Source organism: Wenyingzhuangia sp. IMCC45574 (assembly GCF_054182685.1).
In genome coordinates this window covers 1236641-1254546 of the sequence record NZ_CM135169.1, presented here as the reverse complement: position 1 = coordinate 1254546, position 17906 = coordinate 1236641, and the positions used below count along the sequence as shown (strand labels likewise).

Below are 17906 nucleotides of genomic sequence, written 5' to 3'. Positions count from 1 at the left end.
AAAGATATGAAAACTAATATAAAAATATTCGCATCCTTGTTATTGGCATTTTGCTTTATAACAAGTTGTTCAACAGAAGATGTTACTCTGTATGGGGATACTTCTGAAATGGGAGGAGATTATGCCAGTTTTAAATGGTACTCTAGTGGAACAGACGAAACAGAAAGAGTTAGTGAAAAATTCATCAACCTAAATGATTATTTAGCTTTTTACGATATTTCGTTTGGAGTAAAAAGTCGTAATTGGGAAATTCCAACATCGGGGAGGTTCTTAAACAAAGAATTTGGAGAAACAGATTCTATTTACACTTCTTTTATTATACCAGATGCTGGAACTACATCATCAGAATCTTTAATAAACGTTTTGTTTACAGAGCCAGGTACTTATGATGTAAAGCTAACCACAACATTTAATACAGAAGTAAATTATTCTAAAGAAATTAATGGAGAGGAAAAGCAATTTACGGGTAAAGTGGTAGATACTATTTTTAAAGTAAAAGTATTTGAAGATCCTAATCCTGAATTTAAAATTTACAGACAAAATTATATAACCAACCCAGCTGACCCAACAGGGCCAACTATTTTGGATGAAGGAAATCCATACTCAGAGATTTTACATGTAACAGCCGATGAAAATCCTAGTGAAGAAGATATAGATTCTTGGTTAGAGATTTCTATTGAAGCAGCTGAAAAGTTACAATTTGAAGATTTATCTACAGCAGGAGAAGTTGATGCTAGAAGATGGACTTTAGGAGGAGGTAAACCAGAAATTAGTGGAGGAGAACTTGTTGAAATTACTTATAATAAGTTAACTGAAGGAGATGATTTTTATACAGCAACAATTCAGTCTAGAAGAACGAATACAGTTGGACCTGTTAAAAATGTTACAAAACTAATTCCGTTAAAAATTAAAGTATTGCCATCTACCAAACCATTTGAATACAAGTCTGGTTTAAAAGTAAGTGGAAATGGTACTATTAGCTTCCCTGTAAGCGGTGAAGTTGAAAGTTTTGCAGGACAGGAAGGTAAGTTTACGGTTCATGTAACTAATACAGATGCCGGATTTGACCAAGACATAGCTGTGGAATCTATTTCGTTAAAAGATGGAGATGCAACAGTTATAGAATTAAAATTAGCTGAGCCAGTTTACAATACTGATACTTTCACAGTTTCTTATACAGACGACAATTTAGACGATGAAAACGGAATTCTATCTGTAGATGGAAGATCATTAGCTAGTTTTGATCCTGTTACAAGAATTATATCTTTTGCAGATTATGAAGGAATTATGAATATTAATGATTACACAGGGTATGAATCTGAATATGGTGGTTCAGGAAATCAGTTCAAACTAGCGAATATGAATCAAGGGTTGTTCTGGGCTCAACACAATGCTAATAAAGAAGCTGGACCGTTGTACTATTGGAGAGATACAGACTTAGCATATGAAGGAAATAGTTCGTTGAAATTTGAAACACCAGCTACTGGTATTCCGAATTTGGCAAGACTACAAGGATCTGCATTTAAAACTATTAGTCCAGTTTCTCCAGGTAAGTATATACCAAGTGTTTGGGTATATATAGATCCTGCTACTAATATGACGAATTTCCAATATAACTTTACTGATAAAGTAGAAGCTACTTTTAATTTTGATATTTCTTCTGTAGAAAAAGGGAAGTGGGTACTATTAACTTTACCAGCGGTGGACTTACCAACTATTAATGCCGGAAGAATGGATGTAAATGTTACTAAAACCGGTCAAGACGATGCGATTGTGCAAAAGTTATGGTTAGATAATTTTGATTTATTAATAGTGAACGATAGACCATAGATTTATAACATACTTCCTCTTTATATACTTAAGAGGAAGTGTTTTAAAAAATATAAAAATGAAAAACATAATTAAATATTTAAAATTTTTACCAATCATAGCTGCTATAGTTAGTTGTAGTAGTTCTGATGAAAAAGAATTTAAGGAAGTAAAGTTAGTTCCGGCATATACCATAGAGGTTTCAAACCCAATTGCAGCTAACAATACATTGGCAGGATACACAAGTGTAAATGTTCCTAGTACAATTAATATATACAAGGAAACAGATTTAGTAATACATTATGAACAAGACGCTAGACCCTTAAACTTTAATGTTGCTTCTTTGGATGAATCATCTGCATATATTGCTGCCGAAGACGTAAATCCAGCTGTTGAGGGAATGTATAAAGTAAGCTATACTATTTCTTCTTCTGATGAGGTAACTAATGCAGAGACAGGAACGATTACGTTAACTGAAACTTCTACAGATTATTTATTAGAAATTGCAAATACAGATGTAGACGGGAATGCGTTGGCAACAGTAGCTGGTGTAGGTTTAACAATTACCAATACTACTAAAATTACGACAGTTAAAGACAAAGAGACTGGAGAGGTTTCAATTCCAGAAGCTGTAACACCAGCAACAAATACTACAGGTGAAATTACTACGGTTGTTACAGTAGATGATGTAACCGAGAAAACAACAACAGTTGTAACTACTGTTGCTTCTGCAATAAGTGAAGTTGTTGTAACAGAAACAGAGATTTATAATTAACCAATTATTATAAATAAAACTAAAAACCAAAAATTGAGCAGCCTTAGGGCTGCTTTTTTTATTGCTATTTATGAGTGTTTTATCCTTCTAAATTTTTCAGTTTTTTTATCAAAAAGAAGAAGATTAGTACTTTTAGATTTAAAAACCTAATGATGTATTTCTTTTAAGAGTAACTGGGACTGAGAGTGATGTTGTAGTGTCTACAGAAGCAACAGACGATGTGTTTGTAGTAGTACAAAACCCTGTAGAGCAAAAAGAGCTTAAGTTTAAGATATACAAGGATTTTTCATCAGGTAAACTGTCTGTTTTTGATGTAACAGGCAAAGAGATATACCAATACAGTTTTATTCCATCTGATGAGTTTAGTTTTACCTAGTAGAGGTTGAATTAGATAATATTGCTTACAAAAAAAAGGTTCTCTTTAAATAATAGAAGTGTTAAAAAACAAAAAAAACAGGAATTTATTAAATTCCTGTTTTTTGTATATATGTATGCCTTATTAGATTTTACGGTACAGATTTTTATGCTTCGTCATCTGCATTGCTCCAAAATTCACGTTGCTTATTTAATTTTCTTTCTTGCTCTGCATATTCTTCTACAGAAATAACTTTTAAGAATGAAGGATGTTGTTCAATAGCAAATTCAATTTTTTTAACAATATCGTTTACATCTTCGTTTTCGTAATCAATTTCCATAGGTGGTTTAATAACCATAGACTGTAGAATTCCTCTTTTTTTAATTAAGAGTCCTTTTTTGTCAAAAGAGCGTCTAAACCCATCAATTACAATAGGTACAACAATAGGTTTGTATGTTTTAATAATATGCGCAGTTCCTCTTCTAATAGGGTTAAAAGGCTTTGTAGTTCCTTGCGGAAAGGTAACTACCCATCCATCATCTAAAGCTGTTTTAATATTTGTAATATCAGACATTTTAACCTGTCTATTTACATTCTGACCTGCTGCTCTCCAAGTTCTTTCTATAGAGATAGAACCTACATAAGCAAATATCTTTGGTAATAAACCTGCCTTCATCGTTTCTAAAGCAGCTATATAATACAAATTCAATTTTGGATGTAGTAAATAGGTCCATCTTTTTAAAGAATTTTCTCTACCATTTAGTGTGGCAAAAAAAACATGATACATAGCAGCAACATCAGCAAAATAGGTCTGATGGTTAGAGATGAACAATACATTTCTATCAGGTAGTTCTTTTAAAATTTCAGAACCTTCTATTTGGAGTTTGTTAAAACCATTGTACCTGCGGTAGGAAATAATTCCAAAAACAGCAATGATTATCTTTTTCAAAAAAAGAAATTGTCCAAAAGGATTCTTTTTAAATAAACTCATTTAATTAGTTTGGTTTTCTTAGTTCGGTGGCAAATTTACAATAATTTCATACCTAAAAGCTAGTTTTTAACAGTTCTTTTACTTCGCTTAGTATCATAGCAGTTGCTCCCCAAATAATATGCCCATTATAATTAAAACAGGGAATGTTTTTTAGGCTGCTATTGTCAAATACATTTACTGTGTTTGGATTGAGTAGCTCTTCGACAGGGAATTGAATAATTTGCGAAACTTCGTGGTTGGGTAAAAATGCTGGAGGTTCCTTTATAAATCCCATATAGGGGTTTACACTAAAGTTACTGGGAGGAATATAAATGTTGGTCATTTCCTTTACCATAGTAACATTCTCTATACCTACTTCTTCTTGAGTTTCTCTTATGGCAGTTGTTTGTAAATTAGCATCTTCTTTTTCTTTTTTACCTCCTGGAAAACTAATTTGATTGCTGTGTTTTCCGTTGTAACTAGCTCTCTTGGTAAGTAAAATGGATGTTTTATTCTTTTCGTCTGGGTATATTAAAATTAGGACTGCAGCTAATCTGGCATTTTCTGGAGTGTTATATTTGTCAAAAACAGGACGTTGTAAGGGAGCTAAGAGCTTATGAGCGTCAATCCCAGGTAATTTACCGTTTTTTAATAAATCTATTTTAGAAATGAATTGTTCAAACTCCACCTATTGTATATTTTTGAAATATGAAGTCTAAATATAAAAAATTAGTATTAAGTATAGTGTTAGATTTGGTAGGAGTAGTATCGTACTTTATACCAGGAGTTGCAGAGTATATAGATATTGTATGGGCTCCTTTGTCTGCTTATTTAATAACCAAGGTGTTTAAGAATACTATTTCTAAATATACAGCTGTTGTAGGGTTTGTAGAAGAGGCATTGCCTTTTACAGACATTTTCCCAACGTTTACGGTTACTTGGATTTTAAGTATATTCTTTGACAAAGAAGAAAAAGAAGAAAAAGAAAGTTAATCTTTTTTCATTTTCATTCTAACCAACATTTTGTGTTGCATGTTTTTAAAGAATTTATATTGGCCAACCAACCAACCAGAATATGGAAGTGTAAATTGGTAAACAATAAATACAGGCACTAAGTATAGGATGTAATAAATGACAATATTTAGGTTTTCTTTAGAAACTCCTATAAGTTTTAAAATAGGCCTAACAATAAAAGCTGCAAAAGATCCATTGATACTAAAGGCAACAATAATTGCTAAAATACCCCAGTTAGATTTTAATTCCCAACGTTGTCTTAGTTTCTCCATGTACATTTAGATTTGTGGGCAAAAATAGTAGATATTAAAGAATTAGAACCAATGAAATTTATAAAAATTTATTTTTTAGTGTTGCAGTAGGTATCATACAGCTTTCTTCTTTGCCAAACCACTTATATCTGTTTTTAGCAATCAAATCGTATATAACATCTCTAATAGGTTTTGGAATAATGTAAAAGATATAAAGTAAGGGATAAAAACCTTTTAGATCTTTCGCAATTTTTAGAGCTGCACTAGACTTTGTATATATCTTCTTAGGTGTAACTAGTAGAATAGAATCAGTATTGCTAAAATCTTCTTCTTGCTGTCTTAAAAACTCTTTTACCTTATCTGATTGAAGTTGAGTAAAAAGGAATTTGTTTTTGCGGTCATTTTTTATAATAAGCTGGATAGAGGTATTGCATAGGTTGCAAATTCCATCAAAAAAGACAATAGGGTGTTTTTTTACAATTTCTTTAATCGTGTTAAGGTTCTTATCCATTTTGATTTGTTAAATTTGCCCCAATTTTTTAACAAAGATAATCAATAAGTCCATGAAATTTTTTAAAGTATTTATTGCAGTGCTGCTAGTATCGGTTTCTGTAAAAGGTCAAGAAAAAAGCAGTAAGTTATCTAATAAAGGAAAGTTTTATGCGTATTGGGGATGGAATAGAGCTAAATATTCAGCATCAGATATTACGTTTAAAGGAGACGATTATAATTTTACATTAAAAGATGTAGCAGCTAAGGATAAACAAATTCCTTTTTCGGTAAATAAATACCTGAACCCTGCTAATATTTCACTACCTCAAACGAATGCGGCAATTGGATATTTTTTTCACGAAAACTATAGTGTTGTTTTAGGGTTAGATCACATGAAATATGTAACTGTACAGGACCAAGCATTAACTATTAATGGAGAAATTAATACGGGAGGTATTTTTGATAATGTTTACACTGATGATATTATCAAACAAACTCAAGACTTTTTGCAGTTTGAACATACGGATGGGTTAAATTACATACATGTATCTATCAACAGGTTTGATGATATTTCTGAAGACTTAGGAATTCATACCGAGAATTTTAGAATTAATTTAACCGAGGGAATAGGAGCAGGGGCTTTGTTACCTAAGACAAATTCTACTTTATTAAGTAAAGAAAGACACGACGACTTTCATTTGGCGGGGTATGGAATTCATGCTCAATTCGGATTCAATTTTGTAATCTACAAGCATTTCTTTATCCAAACAGATTTAAGAGGAGGATACATAAATATGCCTGATATAAGAACTACACAAAGTAAAGCAGATACTGCTTCTCAAGACTTTACTTTCTTGCAAGGAACCTTGTTAATAGGAGGTAGGTTTAGATTGTTCTAACCAACGATATTAAACTTTTTTTAAAATTTAAAGTCATAGAAAGAAATACTTCTATGGCTTTTTTTCTGAAAAAATATTTACACACCCCATGTGTTTAACCTTACTCGGTCAGTATATTATTAAAAATATAATCTTAATAGGTATCTTGTTGCAAAGCTTTAGTTTAAAAGGAATAAGTGTAGAAGCGTAGCGAATAGCTTATATAGACTCATTAATAAAATTAGGAATTATTTCTCTCTTTTCATCAGAATAGGTGATGAAAACAACTCCAATATCTCCACTTTTCCAAGTATTATACGATGGAGACGTACCCTCTATATAACATTTTAAACGATGACTGTCTACTAACTGAGTAAGTCCTTTTAAGCTAAGGTTTTTATTCTTTTTAAGTTCTCTAGCAATTTTAGAAGCACTTTCTAATGTAATTGCATTTAGCAATGCAATTGCATAGCGTTCTCCATTTTGTTTTTTAAAGGGCACCCCGTTCTCATATGCTTTCTGAAATTGATATAGCTCCACATTTTCATAAGCAATATCAGCCTCTTCAATAATAGCTAGTTTATGTAAGGTGTTAGAAATGTAGTTTTTTATTGTAGCATCCATAGTAAGTGTATTAAAAATAGAGAAGTAAAAAAAACGTTCAACTCAAAGCTGAACGTTTTTTGTTATTTAGATAGGCAAGGCTTATTTAACCTTTACCAATTCAACATCAAATATTAAGGTTGCGTTTGGAGGAATTACTCCACCTGCACCACGAGAACCATATCCTAAATCAGAAGGGATTACCAAACGAGCTTTATCTCCTACGTCTAATAATTGAATTCCTTCATCCCAACCAGAAATTACTTGTCCAACTCCTAAAGCAAATTCAATTGGCTCTTTTCTTTTGTAAGAAGAGTCAAAAACAGTTCCATCAGGTAATTGTCCTTTGTAGTGTACAGAAACCATTTTCCCTTTTGCTGCTTTCTCTCCAGATCCACTAGCCTGAATAATTTTATAACGTAAACCGCTTTCTGTTTTGTCGTATCCAGCAGCTAATTTTTCTAATTCTTGTTCTTTAGCTGCTGCTTCTTCTTTAATTCTAGCTTCTCTAGCACCTTCAAAAGTTCTAAAAGATTCAATTGCATTAAATTTTTCAGCAGCTTCACCTACACGAACAATTTCTAAAGATTCTATTATATCTTCTTGTTCAATAGCATCTACTATATCTTGTCCTTCTACAACACTACCAAAAACAGTGTGTTTACCATCTAACCATGGTGTTGCCACATGTGTAATAAAGAACTGAGAACCGTTTGTTCCAGGTCCTGCGTTTGCCATAGATAACTTTCCAGGAGCATCGTGTTTTAATTCTGCTACAATTTCATCATCAAAAGCATATCCAGGGTTTCCTGTTCCAGTTCCTTGAGGACACCCTCCTTGAATCATAAAATCTGCAATAACACGGTGGAATTTTAAACCATTGTAGTAAGGAGTTCCTTGAGGCTTAGCATCGTTTTCCATGTTTCCTTCTGCCAAAGCAACAAAGTTACCTACAGTTCCAGGAGTTTTTTCAAATTCTAGGTTTACTAAAATAGCACCTTTAGAGGTGTTAAATTTTGCGTACAATCCGTTGTTCATTCTTTCTTTTATTTAAAAACGGTTTTAAGAGTAGAGAAATCTACGCTTAAACCAATGTTTACATTATTAGAATTTACATTAGCAAAAGGAGAAACTACTTTTCCTCCAGACACTAATAGAGATAAATAGGAATTAAGTTTGTAATAACTACCTATTTTAATTTTAGAGAGGATTCCACCCCCTGTATCTATTCCTGCACCACCACCTGCACCTACTAAAATTTCAGCAAAAGGCTGGAATTTTTCAGTTGCAAATATAGGGGAATAAACACCAAGTCCTACCATTCCATCAGCATAACCTCCAGAGCCTTCAAAGTTTCTATAAATGACTCCATCGTGTTTAGTGTAGGGAGTACCTTCGTATCCAGATTCGTAAGCAAAAGCAGCTTGTCCAATTAAATAAACATTTTTAGAAATATTATAATTTACTTGTAATGCTAAAAGATGTAATTGATTTAAAGGGGTTCGAATAATTCGTTTTACATTAAAGTAAGTTTGATGCTGAATACTTAAACGTACACTATTCGTTTTTATATTGATAGGTTTTGTTCTATAAAATTCATTTGGAATAGAATTCAATTTTATTCCGCCACCAAAAGTATAGGCTTCAAAATATCCATCTAAAGCTTTTGTATATCCAGCATGGGCAAATACAGACGTTTTTTGAGAGATATGATAGTCTATTCCTGCTGACGGGTAAATAGTTGCACCGCCTTCTGCTCTTACTCTACCACCAGCAGCACCAATACCTAATTTGGTGAAAATATTAAAATATTTAGTTTGGATAGGTTCATAGCCTATTCCACCAAAAACATCCATAAAACCAGCTACTAAACCACTGTAAACAGCATCTGTATGAACAAAGAAAAAAGTCTTGTCATTAATGTAGTTTTGATACTCAAAACCAACTAAGTAAAGTGTATTTCTAAGTAATTCACTGTTTTGCTCTCTATCCTTTCTGGTCTTCCCAAAAGGCAGGTATTGATCTAGTTTAACACTAAACGAGTTCTTTTTGGTGCTTTTGTAGTTCGTAGGATATTTATATAGTTTACTTTTCTGGTGATACTTAGAGATTTTTATCTCTGTTGGAATTTGTAAAACAAACGAAAGAGAATTGTCTCTAATATGTCCAGAGTAAAAATCGAAATAACTATACTGAACTCCTAAGCTAACTTTATTAAAATTATATAAAAGACCAATATTAGGGTTATAGTATCCACCTTTATTGATTAAGTCTCTATAACCACCTCCACCACCAATATTTATACTGGCATTTAAAAAAAGATTGTGATATAAACTTTGAGTAATTCCTGCCTCTATCCCTAAAGTAAATAATCCTCCTTGATCTCCAAATAAGGCTGCATGTGTATTGAATCCTGCGTAAAATTTTTGATTAACGGGGATTAGATAATGTAAACCAGCCAATCCCATAGATTCATCGTGAGCATTTCCAATATTCAAAGGAACCTTAAGTCGCATGTAATTTATACTCACTTTATTCTTTAGGGAGTATATAGGAAAGTTAGTATTGCTTTTTTCTTGCGCATGCAATGAACAAGAAATAAAAAAAACAAGACTTAAAAGGAACTTTTTAAACATTACATTTTATTTAAACTCACTAGTAAAGTGTAGTTTTACCGATTTGTATTTATCCTGAGTCATTTGTATGGTAAACGCAGAATCTGCTAAAAAGACCAATTGACCTTGTTTGTCCTTTGCCAAATAACGTTGTTTAACACGTTTAAATTCTTTAAACTCTTCTTTATTATCACCTTCTTCTACCCAACATACTTTGTGCATGTTTAGGTTTTCATAGGTACATTTAGCTCCGTATTCGTGTTCTAAACGGTATTGAATTACTTCGTACTGAAGTGCTCCTACGGTTCCAATAATTTTACGCCCATTTAGTTCCAAAGTAAATAACTGAGCAACACCTTCGTCCATTAACTGATCTAGTCCTTTGTATAACTGTTTGGCTTTTAACGGGTCTGCATTGTTTACATAACGGAAATGTTCTGGAGAGAAACTTGGAATTCCTTTAAAGTTAATCAATTCTCCTTCGGTTAAAGTATCTCCAATTTTAAAGTTACCTGTATCGTGCAAACCAACAATGTCTCCTGGGTACGATTCGTCTACGATTTCTTTTTTCTCTGCAAAAAATGCATTTGGGCTAGAGAACTTCATTTTCTTACCGTTTCTTACATGTAAGTAAGGAGCATTTCTTTTAAATGTACCCGATACAATTTTCACAAAGGCCAAACGGTCTCTGTGCTTAGGGTCCATATTGGCATGTATTTTAAATACAAATCCGGTTAGTTTATTTTCTGTAGACTCAATCAAACGTTCTTCAGCTTGTTTAGGTTGAGGATCTGGAGCAATTTCTATAAAACAATCTAGTAATTCTTTAACACCAAAATTGTTTAAGGCAGATCCAAAAAATACAGGTTGTAAATCTCCTTTAATATATTCTTCTTGGTTAAAAGTTGGATAGATTTCTTCTACCATTTCAATTTCTTCTCTCAAAGTATCTGCAGCAGTTTCACCAATCATTTCATCCAATTCGGGAACGCTAATGTCTGTAAACTCTACCCCAGCAGAAACGGTTTGTTTGTTGTCTCCAGAGAATAAATTAATTTTTCGATCCCAAATGTTATAAATTCCCTGAAAGTCGTATCCCATACCAATAGGAAAGGAAAGGGGAGTGGTAGTTAACCCTAGTTTTTGCTCTACTTCGTCTAATAAATCAAAAGCATCTTTCCCTTCACGGTCTAGCTTGTTAATAAAGACAATCATAGGAATTTTACGCATTCTACATACCTCTACTAATTTTTCTGTTTGAGGCTCTACACCTTTGGCAACATCGATAACTACAATTACTGAGTCAACAGCAGTTAACGTTCTAAAAGTATCTTCTGCAAAGTCTTTGTGACCAGGTGTATCTAGAATGTTAATTTTACGATCTTTATAATTAAATGCCAATACCGATGTAGCAACGGAAATACCACGCTGACGTTCAATTTCCATAAAATCCGAAGTAGCTCCTTTTTTTACTTTGTTACTCTTTACTGCTCCTGCTTCACTAATGGCTCCTCCAAAAAGTAAGAGTTTTTCTGTTAAAGTTGTTTTACCTGCATCGGGGTGAGAGATAATTCCAAAAGTACGTCTACGTTTAATTTCTTCTAAAAATGCCATTCGGTTGATTTAAAAATCGATAAATTAAGGATGGCAAAGATACACTTTCAATTAGCAATTAGCAATCTGGGATTAAGACAATTTAAGGAATGAAAAGAAGCTTAAAATTATGGCATAAAAAAACAAGCATTCCTACTATAATTCAGAATGCCTGTTTAGATAAATGTTAAAAAACTACTTAATTATCTTCCTTCCGGATGATGTCTTAGGTTACCCAAACCTTGTTTAAAGTAAACGTCTGGTTTGTGCCATACCCCTGATTGTTTATAGGCTTTCTCATCGTAGTCTCTACTTAAGTCACAATCGAACCTAGCGATGATTGAATATTGTTTTCCTTTGCTTCCTGCATTTATAAAGTGAGAGAATCCCCAAGTAATTCCTCTACCATCTTTAGTATCTGTAAATGCATCTGGAGTATAAGGTCCACCTGCAATAGGAACTAAAGAAATTTTAGACATAATTTTAAAGTTTACACCATCTGCTGCATATTGTACAGTTTCCCTATCGTTACCATCTTTGTAAATAATTGATGCGATACCTTCTTTGTATGGGAAATAAGTTGTTTCGTGTCCCGAAGTGTTTACCGGATTCAATGGATGTTTTGTGTAAGGTCCTAATGGATCATCTGCCATTGCTAAACCATGACCTACAACATATTCTTTTCTTCTGTCTGGCCATTTGTTAAATGCAGATTTATAGTACACATAAATTTTTCCGTTATGTACAATTGGAAAAGGGTCGTGTGTTGCCTTGTGATCCCATTCTCCTTCTTTTCCAAAAGGAATAACTGCATCTCCACCATGAGTCCAAGGACCGTTTGGAGAATCTGCATATGAAATAGATACAGGACATAAATCTCCTTTTAAACCACTTGGTTCGTCAAATGCTTGGTAGTATAAATAGTATTTTCCTTTCCAAACTAAGATTTCTGGAGTACAAACAGATCTCCAACCTGATTTTGGCTTTTCTGGTCTTTTAATGGCTACACCTTGCTCTTCCCAGTTAAAACCATCTTTAGAAGTTGCATACCATACTTCAGCTAAATCCCAGTCTGTAGAAGGGATTTTGTCCGTAGCTTTGGCAGCATTGCTCCAACCAATAGGAGGTACAATAGTATGGCGTTTTGTATACCAAACATAGTAAGTATCTCCAACTTTAATAGGCCTAGTAGGATCTCTACGAGACACTGTACCATCTCCACCGTTATAATCTAACCCTTTTAATTTAGTATATTTAAATAAGGAATATAGTTCGTTATCCTGAACTCTAGGAGCAGGATAATCGTACATACGCTCTGTAGCGATACTCATTTTAATATTTGGTTTCTCCTTTGGCAAGGCATAAGGGAAAGGTTTGCTTTCCTTTTGTTCTAAAGCCACTTCTTTCTCGTTAGTTTGTTGCTGACAAGAAATACCTAAACTTGAAATAGCTAAGGCTAAAATAACTTTGTTGATGTTACTAAATAACTTCATGTTTCTTTTAAAATTTTAAATAATTAAAGTGAAATGAATGGTTGGATTTTTTGTTTTATACCTAAATTTCAGCTTTTTTTTCTATTTAATCCATATGTTTTGCGAAAAACAAAATCGGAAACGTTTCCATAATGTATTTTTCTACAGGAAACGTTTCCGAAATTGAATTGTTTTTTTCCGAAAATATATTTTAAGTTGAAGGTTAGCTTATTACTTCTTTTACATTTTTTAATACATAAACAGCAATCACACCAGCTACAGCACCAAATAAATGGGCCTCCCAAGAAATATAGGTGCGGTAAGATGGAAATAGTCCCCAAAATAATCCGCCATAAATAACGGCTACGGCAATAGAAATAAGTAGCGGAATGAATTTTTGCTCCATAATACCGTTTGCAATTAAAAAAGCTGCCAAACCGTAAATTAATCCACTGGCACCAATATGGTTGGCACTTCTACCAAATATCCAGACCAAAAGACCACCCAGTAGTACAGATATTAGAATAACTCCCATCGCTTTTTTAGGGTAAAAGGAGTAAAGTACAACCAGTAGCACCATTAAAGGCAGTGTATTAGATAATAGGTGACGTATGTTTGCGTGCAAAAAGGGAGATGTTACAATTCCAATAATTCCACGTTGCGTTCTAGGAATGATTCCAAAACGAGAAAGAGGTAAGAAAATATCTAATAACCACACTAGGTATAGGATGGCAATAAAACCAAAAATTTGTTTGGTGTAGTCTAAATTCATCATAATTTGTTTATTTCTTTACCACAGTGAGGGCAATTACAGGTATTAATTTTTAGTTTCTTGTCTTCTTGAATTTTATCAATAAAAGCAGAGCTAATGATACCTGTTGGTAAGGCAACAAAACCGATACCTATAAGCGCAATAATTCCGCTAAGTAATTTACCCCAAGGAGTTATAGGGTATACATCTCCATAACCTACAGTTGTTAAGGTTGCAATAGCCCACCAAAAAGCATCGCCTATGTTGGCAAATTGTTCTGGTTGTTCATCGTGTTCTATGTAGAACATTAAGGTAGAGGATAGCACCATTAAAACAAAAGTAACAAAGACCGTAATAGAAAGCTCTTCTTTAACTTCTTTAAAAATATATCTAATGGTTTTTAATGATTTAGAATACCTACTTAATTTAAAAATACGTAGAAGTCTAAACAATCTTAGAATTCTTATAATCCTTAAATCAAAGGGGAATATAAAAGGTAAATAGAACGGAATAATAGCAATCAAATCAATAATACCTAGGGTAGAAAAAGCAAAATTAATACGCTCTCTTTTGTTTTCTTTTGTAATGTCAGAAATCCAGATTCTTAAAAGATATTCAATAGTAAAAATGGCAACTGTAAATACTTCAAAAGCATTAAAATAGAAGCTATATTGTTGTTCTAAATTCCTATAAGAATGAAGAATAATAGCACAGACATTACATACAATTAATCCGTATATAAATTTTATAAAATATGAATTGTGATTTATAAAGTTCCCAATTTTTTGTTTCATCTTACCCAGTTTTTCTTAATAAATTTAGCCAAAGGTCTAGATAGGTCGTCTACCAGTAAAGCCTTTGTAGTGTCTAACTTATTGTAAATAATTAATTCTTTTTCATCATCTCTTAATCTATGTGTTAGGTGTGTTTTTACTTTTGCGATGTGCTCTTTGTTGTATTTGTCTTCGTATTTAAAGAACAAAGCGTAGACTCTTTGATCGTTGACTTGTACCATAGTTGCCTCTTGGTGAGAAAATGTACCATAGGTTAGGATACCATTTTTAATAATGGCTAAGTGCTTTTTTCCTTTATGGAAAGGGAAGATGATGATTGCAATTCCTACCACAGGAAAAATTAACACAAACAGCAGTTCAAAACCTCCTTTAAAATAATTGTAATTTTTAATTACACTGTATTCAGGAGCATCAATATTGTATTCTACAGAAATAGAATCACCAATTTGCGCTTGTGTTTCATACTTGTATGATTTCCAAATGTATTTTTCGTTGTTAACCTCGTAGTTATATTCGTATTCCAGAATTAAACGTTCGTTAACAGATAGATTGGTTTCGTATATATTGGTAATTACACCTTTGGTTTCTTTCAATTCTCCGTTCATTTTTACGATTTCATTGATGTCGAAACCTTTTAAGAAAACAAAGCAAAATACAAGACCAAATACGGTAAAAATAATACCGAAAATTGTAGTGGGTTTAAGATATATTAACAACTTTTGTATAGTTGGTAATTGTTGATAGATTTCTTTTTGCATAGGGATTGTTGAGGCTAGAAGTTTTGTTTGATATGCTGACTTAATTCTAAAGGAAGTGCATCTACCAATAAAGCATTTTCAGGTTTAAGCATGTTGTAAATTAGATGCTCTTCTTCTTCGTCTGTAATTCTTTTTAATTTATTGGTTTCAAAAGTTAAGAGATGGCGTTTTTTACGATGGTCAAAGTATTCAAATTTGGTTTCTAAATAACCATCGTAATCAGTTTTTCTGTATTGTATGAATGTGGCTTTGGTAAGTCTACCATTCTTTAGTATGGAATGAATTTTAACAATGCTGCTAGTACTGATTAATAATAAAATACAACCTACAAGTAAAGAGACAAGGGGGAGGAAATAAATACTACTAGGATTGTTTTTTCCATTAATAGCTTTGTTGTGACTAGGATTATTAGGGTTGTAAAGGATATTAATAAGACTACCTTCTTTTAATGGCTTTTTAAAATACGTAGTGTTTACGTAAAGATTGGGGTCTTCATCGAATATATAATAGGTAGTGAAGGTTTTTCTTGAGTAGAATTCAGTACCAACGATACTCGCTTTTGTATTTTTTGAACTAAATAATAATGAAATTTCTTTTGTGAAATGGTAAAATTGAATATTTGTTACTATAAAATATAAACTTACTAATGTAAAAACAACACCTATTCTGAATACAAAAGATTTAAGAAGTATTGTAGCATAACTTTTGTGTAGCAACTTAGAATTTATCATATAACAAGAGCTTTAAAATTCTCCAGTTTTTCTTTATTACAACTACTTAATTCTATGTAACTCTTACCGCTTTCTGGAAAGGTGTGTATGGCTAAATGACTTTCTGCTAACAACCAAAAACATGTGTAGCCTTGTTCTGGAAAGTGATGCTCGCTGAATTGTAGAATGGTGAAGCCTACTTGTTTTAAAAGGATATCGTAGGTGTTTTTTAAAACAGAAGGATTTGTAACTTCTGTCCAAAACTGGTAGTTGTATATGTTTGCTTCTGTTTTTTTGTATTCCATTTTCATTCCGTTGTGTATGTATTTATGGTTTATTCGTTTTTTGTTGAATCGTGTAGACGAATACACGCATAAACTAGTCAACAAATAAACGTTAATACAAGTCCCAATTCCCTTTTAAATAGTATTGGTACAATACAGGGTTGTGCACACTGTTTACTTCTATACTATCTTTTGTTTTATAAAAATCTTTTCCAAAAGAGGTAATTAACTGCATTGCTTCGTTGTTAATCCATTTGGTTTTATGAAACCTTAAAGACTGTAATTTATCTTTTAAGGTAGCTACATCTTTAATTTTTTTACTTCCTAAAACCCAACCCCATTCTCCCATGGAAATTACCTGATTGTGGAGTTTGGTGGTGGTAAAACCAGCATCTGTCATTGTTTTGTTAATACATTCGTAGGCTTTGGTAGCAAAATAAGGACTCCCTGCTTGGGTAATAATAAAACCGTTAGGTCTTAATTTTCTGTTGCAAAGCGTGTAGAATTCTTTAGAGTATAACCTTCCTAGTTCTATGTTTCTAGGATCGGGTAAATCGGCAATAATAACATCGTAAAAGTCTAGTGTGTTTTGCTCTAAGAAAATATAAGCATCTTGGTTGTAGATGTTTACTTTTTTTGTGTTTAAGCTACCTTGGTTAATGTCTAATAAAACAGGATGGTTCTTTCCTAGTTCAGTCATTTTAGCATCTAAATCTACCAAGTCTATTTTTTCTACAGAAGGGTATTTTAAAATTTCACGAACTGCACAACCGTCTCCACCACCAAGTATTAGAACTCTTTGCGGATGCTGATGAAGGTTCATAATAGGGTGAACCAAAGGCTCGTGATACATTTTCTCATCAATAGAACAGAATTGTAGGTTTCCATTTAAATAGAGCCAGTGTTCATTTTTCCATTCGGTAATTACAATTTTTTGGTATTTGGTTTGTTCCGAGAAAATAATTTTGTCTTTGTATTTCTTTTGTTCTCCCCACTGAATGATAGGTTTGGTAACCAAAACCCCAGAGATTAGTATGATAAAAACAGTAGCAAGAACTCCTTGCAAACGCTTGTATTGTTTGGTTCGTATTTTATCCTTAAAACGGAACAGTACTATGATGGCAACTAAAAAGTTGATAATCCCTAAAACAAAAGGAGTATAGGTTAGTCCTAAAATGGGAAGACCTATAAAGGCAAAAAATACACCTCCTAGTAGACTTCCGTAGTAGTCTTTCTCTAAAATAGAAGAGATGTTGCTTTTTAGATCCTCGTACTCTTTATTAATTCTTACCACTAGAGGAATTTCTAACCCAATTAACAAACCAACAAGCATGCTTAATAGGTAAATTACTACAGTGTATAGTTCCGTAAAAGCTGCTAGGGTGTATACTAGTACAGACGAAAAAGCAACCAATAATGAAAGTGAAACCTCTAATAAAAGAAAATTCTGAATAAGGTTTTTATGGATTCTTTTGCTCCATCTACTACCCAACCCCATACAGAATAGCATAAGAGATACAATCATGGTCCATTGGAATATAGAGTTTCCAATAAAGTAGGTTGCAAGGGTAGATAAAATATACTCAGCTACAATTCCTGCAAAACCAGTTGCGAAAATTGCGGCTTTTAGTACAAACGAGTTTTTTTTAAAGAAGTTCATTTTTATTGCAATTGGCAATAAGCTTTAGGCTATATGCATTGAAAGTTAATTAGTTTTATCTATTGGTTTTTAGTGTTTGTAATTGTTGCTTGCTACATCTCGACTCCGCTCGATGACCATAG

Annotated in this window: 20 protein-coding genes; 5 read left to right on the top strand and 15 right to left on the bottom strand. The window is 32.7% G+C overall.

Features of this window, described 5'->3' with window-relative positions; genetic code table 11:
• Nucleotides 1-6 precede the first annotated feature (6 nt).
• From ACXHHC_RS05310 to ACXHHC_RS05300, 3 genes are all read left to right on the top strand, one after another.
• Nucleotides 7-1830: a hypothetical protein gene (locus tag ACXHHC_RS05310; RefSeq protein ID WP_458228609.1), complete on the top strand. Its 1824-nt coding sequence runs from the start codon at nucleotides 7-9 to the stop codon at nucleotides 1828-1830.
• 58 nt (nucleotides 1831-1888) lie between these two features.
• Nucleotides 1889-2584 carry a hypothetical protein gene (locus ACXHHC_RS05305; protein ID WP_458228608.1) on the top strand — a complete coding sequence of 232 codons (696 nt, stop codon included), beginning with the start codon at nucleotides 1889-1891 and terminating at the stop codon, nucleotides 2582-2584.
• Between the two features lie 196 nt (nucleotides 2585-2780).
• Entirely contained in the window at nucleotides 2781-2960 is a 180-nt protein-coding gene (locus ACXHHC_RS05300; RefSeq protein ID WP_458228607.1) for a hypothetical protein, read from the top strand.
• 145 nt (nucleotides 2961-3105) lie between these two features.
• Here ACXHHC_RS05300 and ACXHHC_RS05295 read toward each other — a convergent pair whose 3' ends face one another.
• A complete protein-coding gene (locus tag ACXHHC_RS05295; RefSeq protein ID WP_458228606.1) occupies nucleotides 3106-3930 on the bottom strand; it encodes a lysophospholipid acyltransferase family protein in 825 nt (274 codons plus the stop codon).
• A gap of 52 nt (nucleotides 3931-3982) precedes the next feature.
• Entirely contained in the window at nucleotides 3983-4597 is a 615-nt protein-coding gene (locus ACXHHC_RS05290; protein ID WP_458228605.1) for an NUDIX hydrolase, read from the bottom strand.
• Between the two features lie 20 nt (nucleotides 4598-4617).
• Between ACXHHC_RS05290 and ACXHHC_RS05285 the strand changes: the two genes are divergently transcribed.
• Entirely contained in the window at nucleotides 4618-4902 is a 285-nt protein-coding gene (locus ACXHHC_RS05285) for a hypothetical protein (protein WP_458228604.1), read from the top strand.
• On the opposite strand, the gene ACXHHC_RS05280 is transcribed toward ACXHHC_RS05285, so the two are convergent.
• Nucleotides 4899-5195, bottom strand: a complete 297-nt coding sequence (locus tag ACXHHC_RS05280) for a DUF6787 family protein (protein WP_458228603.1) — start codon at nucleotides 5193-5195, stop codon at nucleotides 4899-4901. The genes ACXHHC_RS05285 and ACXHHC_RS05280 overlap by 4 nt on opposite strands.
• A gap of 58 nt (nucleotides 5196-5253) precedes the next feature.
• Nucleotides 5254-5685 carry a thiol-disulfide oxidoreductase DCC family protein gene (locus ACXHHC_RS05275; RefSeq protein ID WP_458228602.1) on the bottom strand — a complete coding sequence of 144 codons (432 nt, stop codon included), beginning with the start codon at nucleotides 5683-5685 and terminating at the stop codon, nucleotides 5254-5256.
• 52 nt (nucleotides 5686-5737) lie between these two features.
• Between ACXHHC_RS05275 and ACXHHC_RS05270 the strand changes: the two genes are divergently transcribed.
• A complete protein-coding gene (locus ACXHHC_RS05270; protein ID WP_458228601.1) occupies nucleotides 5738-6565 on the top strand; it encodes a hypothetical protein in 828 nt (275 codons plus the stop codon).
• 198 nt (nucleotides 6566-6763) lie between these two features.
• On the opposite strand, the gene ACXHHC_RS05265 is transcribed toward ACXHHC_RS05270, so the two are convergent.
• The 11 genes from ACXHHC_RS05265 to ACXHHC_RS05215 form a co-directional block, all read right to left on the bottom strand.
• Nucleotides 6764-7168 (bottom strand): hypothetical protein, encoded by a 405-nt coding sequence (locus tag ACXHHC_RS05265; protein WP_458228600.1) that lies wholly within the window; start codon nucleotides 7166-7168, stop codon nucleotides 6764-6766.
• Between the two features lie 81 nt (nucleotides 7169-7249).
• On the bottom strand, nucleotides 7250-8185 hold the full coding sequence (locus tag ACXHHC_RS05260; protein WP_458228599.1) for a peptidylprolyl isomerase: 936 nt from the start codon (nucleotides 8183-8185) through the stop codon (nucleotides 7250-7252).
• An 8-nt stretch (nucleotides 8186-8193) separates the two neighbouring features.
• Nucleotides 8194-9678 carry a hypothetical protein gene (locus tag ACXHHC_RS05255; protein ID WP_458228598.1) on the bottom strand — a complete coding sequence of 495 codons (1485 nt, stop codon included), beginning with the start codon at nucleotides 9676-9678 and terminating at the stop codon, nucleotides 8194-8196.
• Nucleotides 9679-9789: 111 nt separating this feature from the next.
• Nucleotides 9790-11376: a peptide chain release factor 3 gene (locus ACXHHC_RS05250; protein ID WP_458228597.1), complete on the bottom strand. Its 1587-nt coding sequence runs from the start codon at nucleotides 11374-11376 to the stop codon at nucleotides 9790-9792.
• A gap of 182 nt (nucleotides 11377-11558) precedes the next feature.
• A complete protein-coding gene (locus tag ACXHHC_RS05245; RefSeq protein ID WP_458228596.1) occupies nucleotides 11559-12848 on the bottom strand; it encodes a glycoside hydrolase family 117 protein in 1290 nt (429 codons plus the stop codon).
• A gap of 202 nt (nucleotides 12849-13050) precedes the next feature.
• Entirely contained in the window at nucleotides 13051-13602 is a 552-nt protein-coding gene (locus ACXHHC_RS05240) for a rhomboid family intramembrane serine protease (RefSeq protein WP_458228595.1), read from the bottom strand.
• A complete protein-coding gene (locus ACXHHC_RS05235) occupies nucleotides 13599-14372 on the bottom strand; it encodes an ion transporter (protein WP_458228594.1) in 774 nt (257 codons plus the stop codon). Before ACXHHC_RS05235 ends, ACXHHC_RS05240 begins: the two co-directional genes overlap by 4 nt.
• Entirely contained in the window at nucleotides 14369-15130 is a 762-nt protein-coding gene (locus tag ACXHHC_RS05230) for a DUF3592 domain-containing protein (protein ID WP_458228593.1), read from the bottom strand. The genes ACXHHC_RS05235 and ACXHHC_RS05230 overlap by 4 nt, the downstream gene beginning before the upstream one ends.
• 14 nt (nucleotides 15131-15144) lie before the next feature.
• Complete coding sequence (locus ACXHHC_RS05225; protein ID WP_458228592.1) at nucleotides 15145-15861, bottom strand: DUF3592 domain-containing protein; 717 nt, start codon at nucleotides 15859-15861, stop codon at nucleotides 15145-15147.
• Complete coding sequence (locus ACXHHC_RS05220; RefSeq protein WP_458228591.1) at nucleotides 15858-16145, bottom strand: S-adenosylmethionine decarboxylase family protein; 288 nt, start codon at nucleotides 16143-16145, stop codon at nucleotides 15858-15860. The genes ACXHHC_RS05225 and ACXHHC_RS05220 overlap by 4 nt, the downstream gene beginning before the upstream one ends.
• 91 nt (nucleotides 16146-16236) lie before the next feature.
• Entirely contained in the window at nucleotides 16237-17784 is a 1548-nt protein-coding gene (locus ACXHHC_RS05215; protein WP_458228590.1) for a polyamine aminopropyltransferase, read from the bottom strand.
• Between the last annotated feature and the right edge of the window lie 122 nt (nucleotides 17785-17906).

Bases quoted from the DNA above. Each gene is read 5' to 3' on its own strand.
- ACXHHC_RS05310 (WP_458228609.1), top strand. From the start codon at position 7: ATGAAAACTAATATAAAAATATTCGCATCCTTGTTATTGGCATTTTGC.
- ACXHHC_RS05305 (WP_458228608.1), top strand. From the start codon at position 1,889: ATGAAAAACATAATTAAATATTTAAAATTTTTACCAATCATAGCTGCT.
- ACXHHC_RS05295 (WP_458228606.1), bottom strand. From the start codon at position 3,930: ATGAGTTTATTTAAAAAGAATCCTTTTGGACAATTTCTTTTTTTGAAA.
- ACXHHC_RS05285 (WP_458228604.1), top strand. From the start codon at position 4,618: ATGAAGTCTAAATATAAAAAATTAGTATTAAGTATAGTGTTAGATTTG.
- ACXHHC_RS05280 (WP_458228603.1), bottom strand. From the start codon at position 5,195: ATGGAGAAACTAAGACAACGTTGGGAATTAAAATCTAACTGGGGTATT.
- ACXHHC_RS05275 (WP_458228602.1), bottom strand. From the start codon at position 5,685: ATGGATAAGAACCTTAACACGATTAAAGAAATTGTAAAAAAACACCCT.
- ACXHHC_RS05270 (WP_458228601.1), top strand. From the start codon at position 5,738: ATGAAATTTTTTAAAGTATTTATTGCAGTGCTGCTAGTATCGGTTTCT.
- ACXHHC_RS05265 (WP_458228600.1), bottom strand. From the start codon at position 7,168: ATGGATGCTACAATAAAAAACTACATTTCTAACACCTTACATAAACTA.
- ACXHHC_RS05260 (WP_458228599.1), bottom strand. From the start codon at position 8,185: ATGAACAACGGATTGTACGCAAAATTTAACACCTCTAAAGGTGCTATT.
- ACXHHC_RS05250 (WP_458228597.1), bottom strand. From the start codon at position 11,376: ATGGCATTTTTAGAAGAAATTAAACGTAGACGTACTTTTGGAATTATC.
- ACXHHC_RS05245 (WP_458228596.1), bottom strand. From the start codon at position 12,848: ATGAAGTTATTTAGTAACATCAACAAAGTTATTTTAGCCTTAGCTATT.
- ACXHHC_RS05240 (WP_458228595.1), bottom strand. From the start codon at position 13,602: ATGATGAATTTAGACTACACCAAACAAATTTTTGGTTTTATTGCCATC.
- ACXHHC_RS05235 (WP_458228594.1), bottom strand. From the start codon at position 14,372: ATGAAACAAAAAATTGGGAACTTTATAAATCACAATTCATATTTTATA.
- ACXHHC_RS05230 (WP_458228593.1), bottom strand. From the start codon at position 15,130: ATGCAAAAAGAAATCTATCAACAATTACCAACTATACAAAAGTTGTTA.
- ACXHHC_RS05225 (WP_458228592.1), bottom strand. From the start codon at position 15,861: ATGATAAATTCTAAGTTGCTACACAAAAGTTATGCTACAATACTTCTT.
- ACXHHC_RS05220 (WP_458228591.1), bottom strand. From the start codon at position 16,145: ATGGAATACAAAAAAACAGAAGCAAACATATACAACTACCAGTTTTGG.
- ACXHHC_RS05215 (WP_458228590.1), bottom strand. From the start codon at position 17,784: ATGAACTTCTTTAAAAAAAACTCGTTTGTACTAAAAGCCGCAATTTTC.